At 45.0% G+C, this 17,894-nt stretch carries 9 protein-coding genes and 1 pseudogene; 5 read left to right on the top strand and 5 right to left on the bottom strand.

From position 1 onward, the window contains the following. Window positions 1–34: 34 nt before the first annotated feature. Window positions 35–3,286 carry a UvrD-helicase domain-containing protein gene (locus C4H11_RS04360; RefSeq protein WP_106040612.1) on the bottom strand — a complete coding sequence of 1,084 codons (3,252 nt, stop codon included), beginning with the start codon at window positions 3,284–3,286 and terminating at the stop codon, window positions 35–37. Between the two features lie 249 nt (window positions 3,287–3,535). Between C4H11_RS04360 and C4H11_RS04350 the strand changes: the two genes are divergently transcribed. Beyond that, window positions 3,536–4,417 carry a sensor histidine kinase gene (locus tag C4H11_RS04350; RefSeq protein ID WP_106040610.1) on the top strand — a complete coding sequence of 294 codons (882 nt, stop codon included), beginning with the start codon at window positions 3,536–3,538 and terminating at the stop codon, window positions 4,415–4,417. A 15-nt stretch (window positions 4,418–4,432) separates the two neighbouring features. Here the strand turns inward: C4H11_RS04350 and C4H11_RS04345 are convergent, their stop codons facing one another. Next, entirely contained in the window at window positions 4,433–5,041 is a 609-nt protein-coding gene (locus tag C4H11_RS04345; protein WP_106040609.1) for a thiamine phosphate synthase, read from the bottom strand. 330 nt (window positions 5,042–5,371) lie between these two features. Continuing rightward, window positions 5,372–5,637, bottom strand: a pseudogene (locus C4H11_RS04340) (DUF1016 N-terminal domain-containing protein); the annotation flags it as partial. A gap of 500 nt (window positions 5,638–6,137) precedes the next feature. Here C4H11_RS04340 and C4H11_RS04335 point away from each other — a divergent pair. Both C4H11_RS04335 and C4H11_RS04330 read left to right on the top strand, forming a co-directional pair. Next, window positions 6,138–9,257, top strand: coding sequence for a SusC/RagA family TonB-linked outer membrane protein (locus C4H11_RS04335; RefSeq protein WP_234819877.1), 3,120 nt, complete (start codon window positions 6,138–6,140; stop codon window positions 9,255–9,257). 57 nt (window positions 9,258–9,314) lie between these two features. Further along, window positions 9,315–11,336, top strand: coding sequence for a RagB/SusD family nutrient uptake outer membrane protein (locus tag C4H11_RS04330; RefSeq protein ID WP_106040607.1), 2,022 nt, complete (start codon window positions 9,315–9,317; stop codon window positions 11,334–11,336). 68 nt (window positions 11,337–11,404) lie between these two features. Here C4H11_RS04330 and C4H11_RS04325 read toward each other — a convergent pair whose 3' ends face one another. Together C4H11_RS04325 and C4H11_RS04320 are read right to left on the bottom strand one after the other, a co-directional pair. Continuing rightward, entirely contained in the window at window positions 11,405–12,979 is a 1,575-nt protein-coding gene (locus C4H11_RS04325; protein ID WP_106040606.1) for an Rne/Rng family ribonuclease, read from the bottom strand. A 235-nt stretch (window positions 12,980–13,214) separates the two neighbouring features. Further along, window positions 13,215–13,490, bottom strand: a complete 276-nt coding sequence (locus tag C4H11_RS04320) for an HU family DNA-binding protein (protein WP_106040605.1) — start codon at window positions 13,488–13,490, stop codon at window positions 13,215–13,217. Window positions 13,491–13,783: 293 nt separating this feature from the next. On the opposite strand from C4H11_RS04320, the gene mutA reads away from it, so the two are divergent. Further along, a complete protein-coding gene (gene mutA, locus C4H11_RS04315) occupies window positions 13,784–15,673 on the top strand; it encodes a methylmalonyl-CoA mutase small subunit (RefSeq protein ID WP_106040604.1) in 1,890 nt (629 codons plus the stop codon). A gap of 1 nt (window position 15,674) precedes the next feature. Then, window positions 15,675–17,822 (top strand): methylmalonyl-CoA mutase, encoded by a 2,148-nt coding sequence (gene scpA, locus C4H11_RS04310; RefSeq protein WP_106040603.1) that lies wholly within the window; start codon window positions 15,675–15,677, stop codon window positions 17,820–17,822. Window positions 17,823–17,894 lie beyond the last annotated feature (72 nt).

The raw sequence follows: 17,894 nt of genomic DNA, 5'->3' as shown, positions 1-17,894 counted from the left end.
ATCTTTGACTGTTTGGCTGGTTAGCGGGTGTGTGTTATACTTTCTCAACGATTTCTTCTTCTACATACCATAGATATCCTTTGATTTTGTCAGAGGCATATCCCATGCGGGCAAGCAGTTGCATATAGTCTTTCACCTGCTTGTTGTATTTCTTGTTGGTTTTTCCAAATTTGAAGTCCACTACGACAACTTCTTCATTGCGCATCATGACACGGTCCGGGCGCCGGGTTCGGAGTATTCCGTTTTCTTGCCAGATGATGTCGCACTCGTTGAAGAGTTGCCATGTGCCCGAATACCAATCTTTGATTTGAGGCAAGGAGAAAGCGCGTGCAGTCAATGCACGTATTTCCTTTTCTGTTTCGGTTCGGCCGATGATTCCCTCGAACACCAGTCGGCTGATGGCATTGTCGATATCTTTTTCTGTTTCGATGGCAGAAAACAGAGTGTGCAGTAGCCGTCCGCGATTGATGAAACGGCGGTCGGATTCGGTTTCATCTATTCCGGCAATGAATTCGGCCGAACGGTTAGACTGTCTGAACTCGATGTCATGAAGCGTGCTTTCCATGCGGATGGGCAGCTTTACGGCTTTTTGAGAGAATTTATTGATGATACTGCCGTCTTGAGCATTGTGACGGACATCTGCCCGGGGGAGGGCAGACGGGACAATCCGTCCGCTTTCATAGACTGCTGCTTCTTCATCCCAATTTCCTTCGTCATTATTGGCAATAGGCGGCAAAGCATTGGCGAGCAGTTCGGAAACCGTTCCTTTTTGACCATTCTTGCTCCAGAGGATGAGGTTCTTTCCGGCACGCGTAAAGGCTACATACAAAAGGTTGAGATTGTCCACCCACAGTTGCAGGCGTTCATGTAGATAGTCTTGTCGGTAGACTGACTCTGCCATTGTGCTTGAGTAGTTCATCGGAACAAGGCTGATGGCATTGTAGGGTGCCTCGGGAGCGGTACACCATACCAGCTGGTTATTGGTTTCGTTTTCCAGTTTCCAATCGCAGAACGGGATGAGTACGGTATGGAACTCCAGTCCTTTGGATTTGTGTATGGAAAGTATGCGTATACCGTCCGTTTCACCACCGGAAATCGTTTTGCCGCAAAGTGTTTCTTCCCAATAACGGATGAAGCTATCCAAATCGGATGAATTGTTTTGAAGAAACTCCGTCACCGCATCAAAAAAGAAGAAGAGATAGGCGTCTTGTTGCTTGATACGCTCCATATCGAATATGGTGAATAATTCTTCCAGCAGTTCGTATAGAGGCATCAGGCGCAACGTCTCCAGACGAGATGTGAAGGCCTCAGGAAGCAGTAGTTCGGGTTGCTCTGTCAATAGGGCGTCAAGATGGAAAGACGGATCGTTCTCTTCTTTGAGAACTTGCAGTTTATAATTGAATATGAGCGAAGCACTCGAGATTCTATCTTTCGGATTGGACAAATAGCGCAAGGCGTCTATCAGCATGCAGATGGCGAGAGATGCATCCAGCCGGAAAGCTTCGTCTGATACAACGGGTAGCTGAAGTTCCTTGTCGAAGTAATCCGCTATAGGAGGAATGTTCTTGTTTTTGCGTACAAGAATGGTGATATCGTTGGGTTGTATGCCTTCTTCAAGCAATCTTTGCACTTCTGCTCCCATGGCAAGCAGTGTCTGTTCCGCATAGTTGTGTTCATCGTCCGGCTCAAGAAAAGAGGCTTTTACGTAACCGCGTGCTTCTGTCTTTGGAGATTCTTGCCTGACATCGGCATATGCCTGTTTCAAGGGGTAGCATTCTTCATTCAGCTCGTTCAGATGTTGAGTGTTGAGATACTCCACAGCAGTAGTGAAGAATTGATTGTTGAAGCGGATGATATTTGCTTCGCTCCGCCGGTTGGTCTTCAGCGTTTTTATGCGGACGGGAAAATTGTTTAGCCTGGTTTGTCCCAGACTGTTCAGAATGCCCCAGTCTCCGTTGCGCCAACGATAAATGGATTGCTTTACATCTCCTACAATCAGGCTGTCGGCTCCTTGCGAGAGCCCTTCGAGTAGCAGCAAGCGAAAGTTGTCCCATTGCATACGGCTGGTATCCTGAAACTCGTCGATCATGACATTTCGTATATTGGCACCGATTTTCTCGAATACGAAAGAAGAGTCGCCTTCGCGCACCAACTTGTGCAACAGAGCATTGGTGTCAGACAGTAAAAAACGGTTCTGCTCGTGGTTCAGTGTACGTACTTCTTCGTCGATGTGATTGAGCAGTTGCAACTTGTTGAGATGTTGCAGTGAAAGGCGGCAACTGTTGATGGTACGGTTTTTTTGCGGGCGTAGCCGTTCGGCATCTTTCAACAGCGGTATCAGGCTGCTTTCTGCCAACCGGACGATGTCATCTTTTCGCAAGGATGTTTTAGCGGCCCAGTTTCCGGCATCTGCCAGACTGTTTTGCAGCGTGGCGTTCAATATGTCTTTATCTGTCAACTTGCCATCACGAAGTTTTCGGAAGTAACTGCCTATGCCCCGAGAGCCTCCTTTCAAATCCTCCGGCATGAGCGCATGCCCTTCCAATTCCCCTTCAAACTGATCGTAGAAGCCTTTCATTTGCTCTAAAGCTTCTGTCTCCATTTCACGTAACACATTTCGATAGAGTTTCAATGTGTTGGGCGTGCGCAGGCATTCTCTCACGCCTTCGCCTCGTTCGATATAGTTTTCATTGAAAATGTTGAGCCCGAAACTTTTGATTTCGTTTGAAACATTCCAGCGTTTGTCATCGCGAATGCGTTCGTCTATATACTCCAGCAGCCAAGCCAGTACCGGTGAAGTAGGAGTGAGCTTTTCAATAAGACTGTCTACGGCCTCGCTCAGCACTTCGTTGGTGTTTAGCTCTATGTTGAGATTAGGATTTAGTTCTAGTTCGCGGGCTAAGTTGCGCATAACGGACTGGAAAAAAGAGTCGATGGTCTCTACACGGAAGCGGCTGTAATCATGAAGTATGTATTGCAATGCCACCCCCGCACGTTGCCGCAACTCTTCTGTCCCTCTGTCCGGGGCAGCTTGCAAATAGCGGGTTGTTGCCAGTTCCTCTTTGATGCGTTTCAGATAGGCATCAGATTCCGGATCACATTTCCAGATGCCGTAGAGTTGTTGCAGGATTCGTTCTTTCATTTCTGCCGTAGCTTTATTGGTGAAAGTCACGGCAAGTATTTGACGGTAGGCGCGAGGGTTGATTATCAAGTGCTTGATGTATTCCACGGCCAGTGTAAACGTCTTTCCTGAGCCTGCGGAAGCCTTATATACCAATAGTTCCATGTAAATTTGCTGCAATGAGTTTATTTGCAAATGTATATAAAAATCATGAGATGTTTGTTCCCTTGAAAGAAATACTAATCTTTATAGAAGATGGTTCGTTGAACAGCTGTTCTGAAGATGACAGGATTTATTGATTCCAAAGGCTTTTCGTTAACGTATTTTGTGTAAAGTTTGTGCTTCCCTTTTTTATTTTTTAATATTTTAATTCTATCTTTGCTTTCCTGAAAAAATGAGAGAACAACGTAAATTATGATACACGTGCTTGCCATATTATATGCTTGGGGGATAGGGCCTATTCATAAGGAAGAAGCTTTATGGATTTCTTTTACTCTGATTATCCTTCTGATGCTTACGGTTATGGTTGTATTTTATGTCAGTAAGAACAGACAAGTAAAAGCTCTTCAGGAAATAAAAGATATTGCGGAAGAGGCTAACCGGTTGAAAACGGCATTCATTGCCAATATGACACATGAAATACGTACTCCTTTAAATGCCATTGTGGGATTCACCACCATGCTTGCCGAGATGGATGGATTAGATAGAGAGACGCGTATGTCTTTCTTAAAAGAAATAAACGATAACAAGGAGTCTTTGCTGAGAATTATTAATGACTTGTTGGATTACTCTAAAATAGAATCGAATACTTTTGAGTATAATGACGAGGAGGTAGATGTAAATGCCCTTATTGATGAGGTATGTGCAGTGCAGAATAGACGCTTTCATCCCGGTGGGATAAAAGTGGAATATCCGGAAAGGCTGCCGCAATGCCGGCTGCGAACAGATCGCAAGCGTTTTGCTCAGGTTATGGAAAATCTGTTGGGGAATGCGTTGAAATTCACTGAAAAAGGCAGTGTGACGGTGGGAAGCAGAAGACTGAGTAACGGCAATTACTATTTTTATGTAGCAGATACGGGATGCGGTATCGATGCTGAAGGGCGGCATGCCATTTTTGAGCGTTTCGTAAAAATGAACTACAATATAAAGGGCACCGGATTAGGACTTTCCATCACCAAATCTATCATTGAGCATTATGGTGGAGGTATTGGCGTAGAATCTAAACAAGGAGAAGGTTCAACATTCTATTTTACTTTGCCGGCCAGTATGGAATACAAGGAATATGGTAAATTCTGATTGAGTGCTGTTCGCTCAATCAGCCATTTCCTTGAGCTTTTTGAAGTGGCGGATAATCTCCAGATAGTTACAATCGGTACAAGCATTGAATTTATTCCATAAATCACCCACCACAACCGCACCACCAAAACCATAATCTTTAATTTCTAATATGTTGTTAGGGGTTATGCCTCCTAAAGCCATGACCTTGTTGTCTATTATTCTCTCTTTTCCCGCCTGTCTGAGTTCTTCGGCTTCGAAACCTGAAGACATTCCGTCTTTGGTGATACAGTCGAATATCGGACTTAGAAAGACATAATCATAGAAATGCTTTTTGCTCTTTACTTCGTCCAACGAATGGTAGGTGCAACTGATGTGACCGGAAAAATCGTGCGGCTCTTTCGGATTACGGGCGTTCAAATGGATTCCCATCAGATTAAATTCTTCCTGAAGGTAAAAATGCTCATGCGTAACAATGCGTTTATGATATTGGGGAGGTATCAATGTCAGAAGACGCTCTGAATACATGGCAGAGGTTTCCGGCTTTCTTAGATGCAGGATGTCCAATCCTTCTTCAAAAAGCGCAGTGATAATCTTGTCTTCTTCCACAAAGAATGTGGGTGCCGTAACTACGATAAGTTTCATCTTGTTTGTCAAACGATTTAGTGTAGCAAATTTAATGATTACTTATTGTCGGGACTAAGGATTTTTTTTAAAAGATGTTAGATAGAGGTTTCAGGCAGAAAAAACGCATCTCTAAATATTATTCGGAGACGCGTTTTAAAGATGATAGAGTGGGGTAGCCTCAAATAGTGGACCAAAAATTCAATAATATTGACGCTTTATCTTTCGCTATCTTGTTCTACTATCTTCGACAATTCTTTCTCAACTTCTTCAACCGTAGGCAGAGCCGATTTCAGATTATCGGGGATAGCCTTTGTTAGTTGATAATCACTAACACCAATAGGCTGGTCGTTCTACCGTAGGAGTCGTGAGCAAGTCATCTATTCTGTCCATTTCTTTCAGCACTTCCAATGGATAAGTACGGGCGAACTGGCACATGTAGAAGATATTTCTGCGAGAATACCCCTTTTTATCTGGGTATTTAGAACGTATAGCTTTGGAAAGGTTATCAATCACTTTGCTGTCCCAACCTTCTTTCTTTTGGAGGTAGAGGAAAAATGTCCCACTTTCCAATAGTGGAAAAGCATGTCTGCGTTTGCAGAGGCTATTAAGCGTACTGATTGAATCAAGTTTTAAAAGATTTAAGGTGCATAAGTGTGAATGTTTACATCAAGAAAGATAAACTTGTCTTGTCTTTTTTCTCGGGTTATCGAGACTTCTTTAAACAACAATTGGGGGAGATTTTTCGATGGTAGGTAATTGTCGGATTTGGGCGGATAATCATTTTGAAAGTTACTGCTACTTTAAATCAGGATATGGTGGGAGATTTTTCTGAAAAATTACACGAAAGGGCTTTGATTCTGACAAAATGATTAATAACAATGCTGGTTATTTGTTTTTGAATTAAAAAAAGAGCTATCTTTGCACCGCTAAATTTGTTTTATTGAGATTTTGGTAAAGGTGATGACTGTTATTTCAGATTCTTTACTGACAGCTTTTAACCGAATTAACCTCGATAAGATAACCAAAAACAAATGTCTATGTTAAAAAGTTTTAAATTGGGGGGGTGATTCTCTCCCTTTGGTGTGGGGGAGTTCAACCCTCATTTGCAGCGGATGTGGCAGGTAATGAAGTCGTTCAGCAAAACGGCACATGTACCGGCATTGTAAAAGACAGCACTGGCGAAACCATTATCGGAGCTTCTGTCTTAGTCAAAGGAACCGTCAACGGTACGATTACCGGTATTGACGGCGATTTTTCACTCAGAAATGTTCCTCAAGGAAGTATTATTCAAATCTCATTCGTCGGTTATCAGACACAAGAAGTCAGATGGACGGGAACACCATTGAACATTATCTTGAAAGATGACAGCAAAATGCTGGAAGAAGTGGTGGTAGTGGGCTTCGGCACGCAGAAAAAGGTAAATCTCACGGGAGCCGTATCTACGGTGGACGCCAAAACACTTGCTTCACGTCCGGTCAACTCGGTTGTCGATGCCTTGCAAGGTGCGGTTCCGGGCATGAACTTTTTCGTAGGCAAACAAGGTGGTGCCTTGAACTCGGACAAACGGTTCAATATCCGCGGTACGGGTACCATCGGTGAAGGTTCATCGGTTTCTCCCTTGGTTTTGATTGACGGTATGGAAGGAGACTTGAACATGCTGAATCCGCAAGACATTGAGAATGTTTCAGTCTTGAAGGATGCTTCGGCTTCGTCTATCTACGGTTCGCGTGCCGCGGGAGGTGTAATCTTGGTAACGACCAAGAAAGGACGTGCCGGTAAAACTTCCATCAACTACAACAACAGTTTTCGTTTTAACTCTCCGTTGAATATGCCCGAAATGATGGATTCCTATACATGGGCCAATTATATGAATGCGGCGAGCGTTAACTCCGGAAACGGTGTCTGGTTCTCAGACAACAAACTTGCACTCTTAAAGAAAGCTCAAAACGATTCGAGCATACCTAAGATGTATGCCAATAAGAATAATCGTTGGGAAGTATGGGATGCGATGGATTTGCTTCCGGTGGGCAATACCGATTGGTTGAAAGAACATTTCGGCAACAGCTTTTCACAAGAGCATACCCTGAGTGTAAACGGTGGTAGCGAGAATATGCAATACTACTTCTCTGCTAACTATCTGGAGCAAGAGGGCATCTTGCGTCATGGCGACGAAAATAAGCAACGCTATGGCGTGACTGGTAAAATTAATGCCTCCCTCACCGACTGGCTCAAGATGGGTTACAGCATTCGCTTTACCCGTACGGACTTTGAGAATCCTTCAAACATCGGTACCGATGGAGGTTTGTTTTATCATAATGTCTGTCGCTATTGGCCCATTGTTCCGGTGACCGATCCTAATGGATACTATGTGCCCGAATCATTCGTCGGCCTGCTGAAAGACGGAGGTAGATACAACAACCAACACGATGTTTTGGCTCAACAGCTCAGTTTGCAACTTACTCCCGTGAAAGGTTGGATTGTCAATGCCGAACTGAATTACCGTATCATTAATGAGAATCAGCACACAGACTGGCTCACCGTTAATGCTTATGATGTGGATAAGAATCCTTACGTAGCTTTCAACAATGTTTCGAGCGTGAAAGAATATACCTATAAGAGCAATTATTTCAACCCGAACATTTTCACCGAATACAGCCGTTCTTTCGGCGACCACAATGCTAAAATCATGGTCGGCTTCCAAAGCGAATGGTTGCGCCATCGGTCTGTGACGGCTCAACAAGACGGTATTCTTTCAGGATTGCCCACGCTGGATACTACCAGTGATAACGCTCGCGTGAAAGGAGAGTATCAAAGCTGGGCTACAGCCGGATTCTTCGGACGTTTGAATTACGACTATAAAGGACGTTATTTGTTGGAAGCCAATTTGCGCTACGACGGTTCGTCACGTTTCTTGCGGGCCAATCGCTGGAATTGGTTCCCCTCTTTCTCTATCGGATGGAACATCGCACAGGAAAAATTCTGGGAAAATCTGTCAGGAACTGTAAATATGCTGAAGTTGCGTGCTTCGTGGGGACAATTGGGAAATCAAAATACAGAAAACTGGTATCCGTTCTATCCCACCATCGGCTACAAGGCAAAAGACAGCAATTGGTTGGTGAACGGTGTTAAGCCTAATAAATCTTGGCAACCTGCCCTTGTTTCTTCTCTGCTTACATGGGAGAAGAGCCGTACGTGGGAAATCGGTTTGGACTGGGGAGCATTCAACAACCGACTGACCGGATCATTCGGCTACTTCCAGCGTAAGACTTATGACATGGTAGGCCCTGCGCCCGAGTTGCCTGATGTACTTGGAGCTAATGCCCCAAAAGTGAACAATCTGGATATGACTTCCAAAGGCTGGGACTTGCAGATAAGCTGGAGAGACCGGATTAACGAATTGAGCTATGGCGTCACTCTGTCATTGAGCGACAATCAAGTGACGATAGACAAATATCCCAATGACTCGAAAGCCTTGAACTTGAAATATTACAAAGGTGCACGTTTAGGTGACATTTGGGGATACACCACAGTGGGTATCGCCAAGACGGATGAAGAGATGAAAGCTCACTTGGCTAAGGTGGACCAAAGCGCATTGGGCAGTAATTGGGGAGCCGGCGACATCATGTATGCCGATTTGGATGGAGATGGCAAAGTGAATAAAGGGGAAGATAGAGCAGACAAGTCCGGTGACTATCGTATCATTGGTAACTCCAATCCTCGATACAATTTTGGTTTAAATATAGATGCAACTTACAAAGGATTTGACTTGAAACTTTTCTTCCAAGGCACGCTGAAGCGCGATTACGCAATCGGACAAAACGATGCCGTATTTTGGGGAGGAAGTGTCAACAAATGGCAAGCCTTGGGATTCAAGGAACATTTGGATTATTTCCGTGCGGATGCTAATGATCCGTTGGGACAGAATCTTGACAGCTATTATCCTCGCGTGGCATGGAACGGAAGCAAAAACGAACACATACAAACCAAGTACCTGCAAAATGCCGCATACGGACGTTTGAAGAACGTTACTCTGGGTTATACACTGCCTAAAGAGGTTACAAAGAGATTCTATGTAGAAAATCTCCGTGTGTTTGTATCGGGTGAGAATCTGCTGACCATTACCGATTTTACAAAACTGGCCGATCCGGAATTGATTGATGCTTCAGGCTGGGGATTCGGTAAGACCTATCCGCTGTCTAAGACCGTGTCATTAGGTTTGAGCGTCACTTTTTAAAACGGAAAACAGAAATGCTCTTATTAACCCGTTATTAATTTGCAAAATCATAAAATTATGAAAATAAAATATTTATCTATACTTTTGCTGGGTGCTTCACTCACCGCATGCAATGATTTTTTGGACAAAGTGCCCGAAAGTTCGGTCACGCCTAATGCTTATTTCACCGCTGAGGCTGATCTTGCGGCTTATGCCATTAATCTGTATAACTTCACGAGCATCGAGCCCGGAAGTTACGGAATCAGTGTTTTCGGATATGACAATGGAACAGACAATCAAGCTTCTGTAGATTACTCTACTCGCTGGGTGCCGGGCGAGTGGAAAGTACCTTCTACCACCGACCCAAAGAAAAAGGAACAGCCTTGGAACTTTTTCCAGATACGAGACTGCAATTATTTCTTTGACCAGGTATTGCCCAAATACGAAGCCAAAGCCATCTCCGGTTCCGAGGCGAATATACGTCATTACATCGGTGAGATGTACATGTTGCGTGCATACGCCTACTTCGATAAGCTACAGACTATCGGCGACTGCCCGATCATAGAAACTGCTTTGGAAGATGTGGAGGAGACACTGGTAAAGGCGTCTGCGCGCCAACCCCGCCATAAAGTGGCACGCTTCATCCTTTCTGATTTGGATAAGGCCATTGACTTCCTTTCCGAATCTGGTCCGGGCGGAAAGAATCGTATCACCAAAGCAGCCGCTCAGTTATTCCGTTCGCGCGTAGCCCTTTATGAAGGCACGTGGCTCAAGCACCATAAAGGTACTGCTTTTGTTCCGGGAGGTAAAGGCTGGCCGGGCAATAGCGCCGATCTGCAAGGGTTCAATATTGATAGTGAAATAAATTTTTTCTTGACGGAAGCGATGACGTCGGCCAAGATTATCGGTGATAAGCTGGTAGATAATTTGGTTGAAAATACTGATTCATCTGAAGGAATGGACGGAAAATTCAACAGTCTGAATCCCTATTATACAATGTTCTGCGATGTGGATATGAATGCGTATAGCGAGGTGTTGATGTGGCGTGTTTATAATGAATCTCAACAGGTGACTCATAACATTCAAATGCAATTGCAAAACAATGGAGGTGGTTCAGGATGGACGCGCGGATTGGTGAACTCGTTCCTAATGAAAAACGGACTGCCCATTTATGCAACAGGATCGGGTTATGACGTGGAATGGGAAAAGCAAGGTGTGGCTAAAACTTTGCAAAACCGTGATTCGCGCATTCGCCTTTTCACAAAGAAAGACGGAGATATCGACAATTATAATGCCGATGGGACGGAAAACAAAGTAGATTTTACATGGATTGTGAAAGGCAACAACGAGACGCGTATGGTTACCGGTTTTGCCATCAAGAAAGGTAAGCATTACAATGACTACATGCAGACTTTGCACCATAAAGGAACAACTGGAAGCATTGTATTCCGAGGAACGGAGGCTCTGTTGAACTATATGGAAGCTTGTTATGAAAAGAACAAGAATCTGGATGCCACTGCCGATAAGTATTGGAAAGCTTTGCGTCGTCGTGCAAAAGTGAATGACGACTATCAAGTCACTATTGCGGCTACTGATATGAACGAAGAGGCCAAAGGAGATTTTGGAGCTTATTCTCACGGTCAGTTGGTAGATGCTACGCTCTATAATATCCGTCGCGAACGCCGTAACGAATTCATCGGAGAAGGTATGCGCTGGGCTGACTTGAAACGTTGGAGAGCATGTGACCAAGTGAAAGGCTATCATATTGAGGGTATGCGCTATTGGGGAAGCATCTATCAAGGACATCTGACCGATAAGGAAGGAAGAGATTTGGTTTTGGTTGATGTGGAAGGTGGTAAAGGAAATATTTCCTCAGAGAGCATAAGTGGTGTTTATATGCGTCCGTACCAGAATAGTAAGGTGAACAACTCTGTATTTAATGGTTACAATTTTACACCTGCTCACTACCTCAATCCGTTGCCGCAAAGTACATTCCGTCAAACGGCCAGTGGAGATAAAACAGATTTGAAAATATCCGTGGTTTATCAAAATCCGGGATGGCCTCAAGTCAGCGGTGAAGGAGCAGTTGCCGTAGAGTGACTATCTTAAATTGAAATCAAATAAAAAAAGAATGGCGGAAGGCTTTAAAACGTTCCGCCATTCTTTTTTTATTTGATTTCAATTTCTTCTTTCATGTCAATTTCTTCCCCTCGAGGATCATAAAAGACATATTGTAGAAATGCGAGTTTTTGACTTGGAATAATTTTGATACCTAATCCGTATTTCATTTGCCATTTGCGCTTCAAAGAAATAAATCCTTGATTGACATAGGCGGCAATATACGGATGGATGTGTAACGAGAACTTCTTAATCTTCAGTTTATTGACCAGATAGTCAATTTTATTCTCCAAAGTGTCTGTAAAGAGGATGGATGATTTGATAGAACCTTTTCCAAAGCAAGTGGGGCATGTTTCCATCGTATTTACATCCATAGCCGGACGCACGCGCTGACGGGTAATCTGCATCAGCCCGAATTTGCTTAATGGCAGGATGTTGTGGCGTGCTCTGTCTTTCTGCATATTGGCACACATGCGCTCATAGAGCTTTTGGCGGTTTTCGGCCTCATTCATGTCAATGAAGTCTACCACTATGATACCTCCCATATCTCTCAGTCTTAGCTGGCGAGCCAGTTCATCGGCTGCACCCAGATTCACCTCTAATGCATTTCCTTCTTGTCCGTTGGCATTCTTGGTGCGGTTACCGCTGTTTACGTCTACCACATGAAGCGCTTCGGTATGCTCAATAATCAGGTAAGCGCCACTTTTATATGAAACAGTCTTACCGAATGATGCCTTGATTTGTTTGGTGATGCCGAAATTGTCGTAAATAGGGAGTTGCCCTTTGTACTGTTTTACGATTCCTGCCCGTTCTGGGGCGATGAGAGCCACGTAGTCTTTTATTTCATGGAACACGGCTTCATCATTGATGTAGATGTTTTCGAATGACGGATTGAATAAGTCGCGCAGCAGTCCGACGGCACGACTGGTTTCTTCGTAAATCAGGGTGGGGTATTTGGTTGCTTTTTGCACCTTGCCGATGGATTCCTCCCAATGTCTCAATAAAACTTTAAGCTCTCCATCAAGTTCGGCAACGCGTTTCCCTTCAGCTACAGTGCGGACAATGACCCCGAAATTCTTCGGTTTTATGCTCATCAGCAATTGCTTGAGGCGGGCACGTTCTTCGCTCGATTTAATTTTTTGTGATACGGAAACCTTGTCATTGAAAGGAATCAGCACAAGATACCTTCCGGCAAAAGATAACTCGGAAGTTAGGCGCGGTCCTTTAGTCGAGATGGGTTCTTTAACGATTTGCACCACAACTTCCTGTCCTACATTGAGGGTGTTGGATACTGTTCCATCCTTTTCAAGATCGGGAAGTATGGAGGCTTTCGTAATCGGATTTAGTTTCTTTTTGTTGCTTAAAGTTTGCTTTACGTACTTTGCTATGGAGTTAAATTGAGGACCTAAGTCCTGGTAATGAAGAAAAGCGTCTTTCTCGTAGCCTACATCCACGAAACAAGCATTCAGTCCGGGCATTAATTTCTTGACGCGGCCTAAATACATGTTACCCACAGCAAAGGAGAGGTTTCTGCCTTCACTTTGCAGTTCCACCAGCTGCTTGTCCTCAAGCAGTGCGATGGATACTTCTTTGGGCTGTACGTCTACAACGAGTTCGCTTGTCACAATAAATTCTTTTTATAATTATTCAATATTACTACTTAAACAAAGAACAAACCCGCGAGACATTTTTCTTCACAAGTTTGTTCTTTATTTTGTCTTTCAGACTAAAAATTACTTTTTGCTTTTATGTCTGTTCTTTCTTAGTCTTTTTTTACGTTTGTGCGTAGACATTTTATGTCTTTTTTTCTTCTTTCCGCTTGGCATAGCTTCAATTTTTATGGGTTAATACTATTGTTTGTTATTTTTTCACTGATAAAGTGAATGTTTTTGCAGGTTTAAATGCCGGAATATTATGTTCCGGAATGATTATAGTGGTGTTTTTAGAGATGTTGCGAGCTGTTTTCTGAGCTCTCTTCTTCACTACAAAACTACCAAACCCACGAAGATAAACATTCTCATCTTTGGATAGGGATGCTTTTACAGCGTCCATGAATGCTTCAACGGTTGTAAGTACAGTGGCCTTATCAATTCCGGTGTTCTTTGTGATTTCGTTTACAATATCAGCTTTAGTCATTTTCTTTAAAAAAAAATATTATTACTATAGTTTTCCTAATTTTTTGGACTGCAAATATATAGCTTTTTAGCGGCTCTAAAAAATATATTTCGGAGATTTTTCTAAAAAAATCTTGGACTTTGCAAAAAACGGGATGAAAGTGGCAGATACCCACTTCCGGCAATTGACAGATGGTTACGAGGGCATGCTATTTTTCTCTAAAACGCTTTGTTCTTCTAAGTAATTCAGTATATTTGCAAGTCTCTTGACAACAAAATGAATAATATTCATCTATTTTTAATTTTAAATAAACTATGGCAGACAGTAAAGAAAAACTCTTCTCAGACTTCTCTCCCATTTCCACTGAGGAGTGGATGGAGAAGGTCATCGCCGACCTGAAAGGCGCGGACTATGAGAAGAAACTCGTTTGGAAAACAAACGAAGGATTTAAGGTGAAACCTTTCTACCGCATGGAAGACCTCGAGGGCTTGAAAACCACAGACGCTCTTCCCGGCGAGTTCCCCTACCTCAGAGGAACCAAGAAGGACAACAACGAATGGTTTGTCCGGCAAGAAATCAGGGTCGAATCTCCTAAAGAGGCCAATGCCAAGGCACTGAACATCTTGAATAAGGGTATCGACTCTCTTTCTTTTCAGGTGAAAGCCAAAGAGCTGAGCGCAGAGTACATTGAAACGCTCTTGAAAGACATCTGCGCCGAATGTGTCGAACTCAACTTCTCTACCTGCCAGGGACATGTGGTAGAGCTTGCTGAGCTTCTCGCGGCTTACTTCCGGAAGAAAGGTTATGATTTATCGAAGTTGCAAGGCTCCATTGGCTATGACTTCTTTAACAAGATGTTGACCAGAGGCAAAGAAAAGGGCGACATGGTGGCAACGGCCAAGGCGTTGATTGAGGCTACTGCCGAACTTCCGCGGTATCGTGTGCTGAATGTGAGTGCGCTGACGCTGAACAATGCCGGTGCATATATCTATCAAGAATTGGGCTATGCACTGGCCTGGGGCAATGAATACATGAACCGGTTGACCGATGCGGGACTTCCCGCTGCTTTGGTAGCCGGGAAGATGAAATTCAACTTCGGCATCAGTTCTAATTATTTCCTTGAGATAGCCAAATTCCGTGCAGCCCGTATGCTGTGGGCGAATATCGTGGCGACTTATACCTCGGAATGCAAAAATAAGGGTGAGCAAGATGAGTGCCACAACGCAGCCAAGATGAACATTCATGCTGAAACTTCCACTTTCAATCTTACTTTGTTTGACGCGTACGTAAATCTGTTGCGCACACAGACCGAGGCCATGAGTGCCGCTCTTGCCGGCGTTGACTCGATGACGGTTGTTCCGTTCGACAAGACCTACGAGGCGTCTAATGAATTCTCCGAGCGTATGGCTCGTAACCAGCAGTTATTGCTGAAAGAAGAATCTCACTTTGACAAGGTCATTGACCCGGCTGCCGGTTCTTACTACATTGAAAACCTGACTGTGGCTATTGCCAAGCAGGCTTGGGAGTTGTTCCTGGCCGTGGAAGAAGAAGGCGGGTTCTACAACGCCGTCAAAGCCGGTAAGGTGCAAGCTGCCGTGAACGAAAGCAACGATAAGCGTCATGCCGATGTGGCCAAGCGTAAGGAAGTATTGCTGGGCACCAATCAGTTCCCCAACTTCAATGAAAAAGCGGGTGAAAAGAAGCCGGTTGAGGCAACAGGTTGTTGCGGCGGCCATGATGATACATGCGAAAAGGATGTTCCTACATTGAACTTCAACCGTGCGGCTAGCGAGTTCGAGGCTCTGCGTCTGGAGACAGAAGCTTCGGGTAAACGTCCGAAAGCCTTTATGCTGACCATCGGCAATTTGGCGATGCGTCAGGCGCGTGCGCAATTCTCATGCAACTTCCTGGCTTGTGCCGGATATGAAGTTATTGATAACCTCGGCTTCCCCACAGTAGAAGAAGGCGTGGAAGCCGCCATGGCTACCAAGGCTGATATTGTGGTGCTTTGCTCGAGCGATGATGAATATGCCGAGTATGCCGTTCCGACTTTCAAGGCTTTGAACGGCCGTGCCATGTTCATCGTGGCGGGCGCTCCCGCGTGTATGGATGAGCTGAAGGCTGCCGGCATCGAGAACTTTATCCATGTTCGTGTCAACGTATTGGAAACATTAAAGGAATACAACGCTAAACTTTTGAAGTAAAATGAGAAAAGATTTTAAGAACTTAGATATATATGCCGCTTTCCGCCCTGTCAACGGAACCGAGTGGCAAAAGGCCAATGGCATCCGGGCAGACTGGAAAACGCCGGAGCATATTGAAGTAAAGCCTGTTTATACAAAAGAAGACCTCGAAGGAATGGAGCATCTGAATTATGCCGCCGGTCTTCCTCCCTATTTGCGCGGACCATACTCTGTGATGTACACGCTGCGCCCTTGGACTATCCGCCAATATGCGGGTTTCTCGACGGCCGAAGAGTCTAATGCTTTCTATCGCCGTAATCTGGCTTCCGGGCAGAAAGGTTTATCCGTAGCCTTCGACTTGGCTACTCACCGCGGCTACGACCCCGACCACGAACGGGTAGTGGGCGATGTGGGTAAAGCCGGTGTGTCCATCTGTTCGTTGGAGAACATGAAGGTTCTTTTCGACGGCATTCCTTTGAGCAAGATGTCTGTTTCCATGACCATGAATGGCGCTGTGCTTCCCGTTATGGCGTTCTACATCAATGCCGGCCTGGAACAGGGAGCCAAGTTGGAAGAGATGGCAGGTACTATTCAGAATGACATTCTAAAAGAGTTCATGGTGCGTAATACCTATATCTATCCTCCTGCATTCTCCATGAAGATTATCTCTGACATCTTTGAATATACTTCGCAGAAGATGCCTAAGTTCAACTCTATCTCCATTTCCGGCTATCACATGCAGGAGGCCGGTGCTACGGCGGACATCGAGCTGGCGTATACCTTGGCGGATGGACTGGAATATTTGCGTGCCGGAACTGCTGCCGGCATTGATATCGATGCTTTCGCCCCGCGCCTTTCATTCTTCTGGGCCATCGGTACCAACCACTTCATGGAAATAGCCAAGATGCGCGCAGCCCGTATGTTGTGGGCAAAGATTGTGAAGCAGTTCAATCCGAAGAATCCTAAATCTTTGGCTTTGCGTACGCACTCCCAGACTTCCGGCTGGTCGCTGACCGAGCAAGACCCCTTCAATAACGTTGGTCGTACTTGCATCGAAGCGATGGCGGCCGCATTGGGACATACGCAGTCGTTGCACACCAATGCGCTTGACGAGGCGATTGCACTGCCGACCGATTTCTCCGCACGTATTGCACGTAATACTCAGATTTATATTCAAGAGGAGACTTATATCTGTAAGAACGTCGACCCTTGGGGAGGTTCTTATTATGTAGAGTCTCTGACCAATGAGCTGGCTCACAAGGCTTGGGAGCTTCTGCAAGAAGTGGAGAAGCTCGGTGGTATGGCGAAAGCCATCGAGACGGGCATCCCCAAGATGCGTATCGAAGAGGCGGCCGCACGTACGCAGGCGCGTATTGACAGTGGTTCGCAGACCATCGTAGGCGTGAATAAGTATCGTCTGGAGAAAGAGGCTCCGATTGACATCCTTGAGATTGACAACACGGCCGTTCGACAAGAGCAAATCGAGAATTTGAAACGTCTGAAAGAAGGGCGTAATCAAGCCGAAGTGGATAAGGCGTTGGAAGCCATCACCGAGTGTGTGAAGACCGGAAAGGGCAACTTGCTTGAACTGGCGGTAGAAGCAGCTCGGGTTCGCTCTACTTTGGGCGAAATCTCTTATGCTTGCGAAAAGATTGTAGGACGTTATAAAGCAATAATCAGAACTATTTCAGGCGTGTATTCATCAGAAAGTAAGAATGACAGTGACTTCCAGCGTGCCTGCGAGTTGGCCGAGAAGTTTGCAAAGAAAGAGGGACGTCAACCTCGTATTATGATAGCCAAGATGGGGCAGGACGGTCACGACCGTGGTGCCAAAGTGGTGGCAACCGGATATGCCGATTGCGGCTTCGACGTGGATATGGGACCGTTGTTTCAGACTCCTGCCGAAGCGGCTCGTGAAGCTGTGGAAAACGACGTCCATGTAGTGGGAGTTTCTTCACTGGCTGCCGGACACAAAACATTGGTTCCGCAGATCATCGAAGAGCTCAAGAAGTTGGGCCGTGAGGACATCATAGTAATTGCCGGTGGCGTAATCCCTGCGCAAGATTACGATTTCCTCTATAAAGCAGGTGTGGCTGCAATCTTCGGTCCGGGTACTCCGGTGGCAAAGGCTGCCTGCCAGATTCTTGAAATCTTGTTGGACGAAGAATAAGAAAAGCATAATATCATCCTTTTGCGAAGGCGTCCTCTGATAAGAGACAATGTCCTTGATTAAGGAGAATGA

Source organism: Bacteroides zoogleoformans (assembly GCF_002998435.1).
Lineage (GTDB): Bacteria > Bacteroidota > Bacteroidia > Bacteroidales > Bacteroidaceae > Bacteroides > Bacteroides zoogleoformans.
This window is presented reverse-complemented; position numbering and strand designations above follow the sequence as displayed.

Excerpts from the sequence above, each read along its gene's own strand:
- C4H11_RS04360 (WP_106040612.1), bottom strand. The coding sequence starts at position 3,286 with ATGGAACTATTGGTATATAAGGCTTCCGCAGGCTCAGGAAAGACGTTT.
- C4H11_RS04350 (WP_106040610.1), top strand. The coding sequence starts at position 3,536 with ATGATACACGTGCTTGCCATATTATATGCTTGGGGGATAGGGCCTATT.
- C4H11_RS04320 (WP_106040605.1), bottom strand. The coding sequence starts at position 13,490 with ATGACTAAAGCTGATATTGTAAACGAAATCACAAAGAACACCGGAATT.
- C4H11_RS04345 (WP_106040609.1), bottom strand. The coding sequence starts at position 5,041 with ATGAAACTTATCGTAGTTACGGCACCCACATTCTTTGTGGAAGAAGAC.
- scpA (WP_106040603.1), top strand. The coding sequence starts at position 15,675 with ATGAGAAAAGATTTTAAGAACTTAGATATATATGCCGCTTTCCGCCCT.
- C4H11_RS04330 (WP_106040607.1), top strand. The coding sequence starts at position 9,315 with ATGAAAATAAAATATTTATCTATACTTTTGCTGGGTGCTTCACTCACC.
- mutA (WP_106040604.1), top strand. The coding sequence starts at position 13,784 with ATGGCAGACAGTAAAGAAAAACTCTTCTCAGACTTCTCTCCCATTTCC.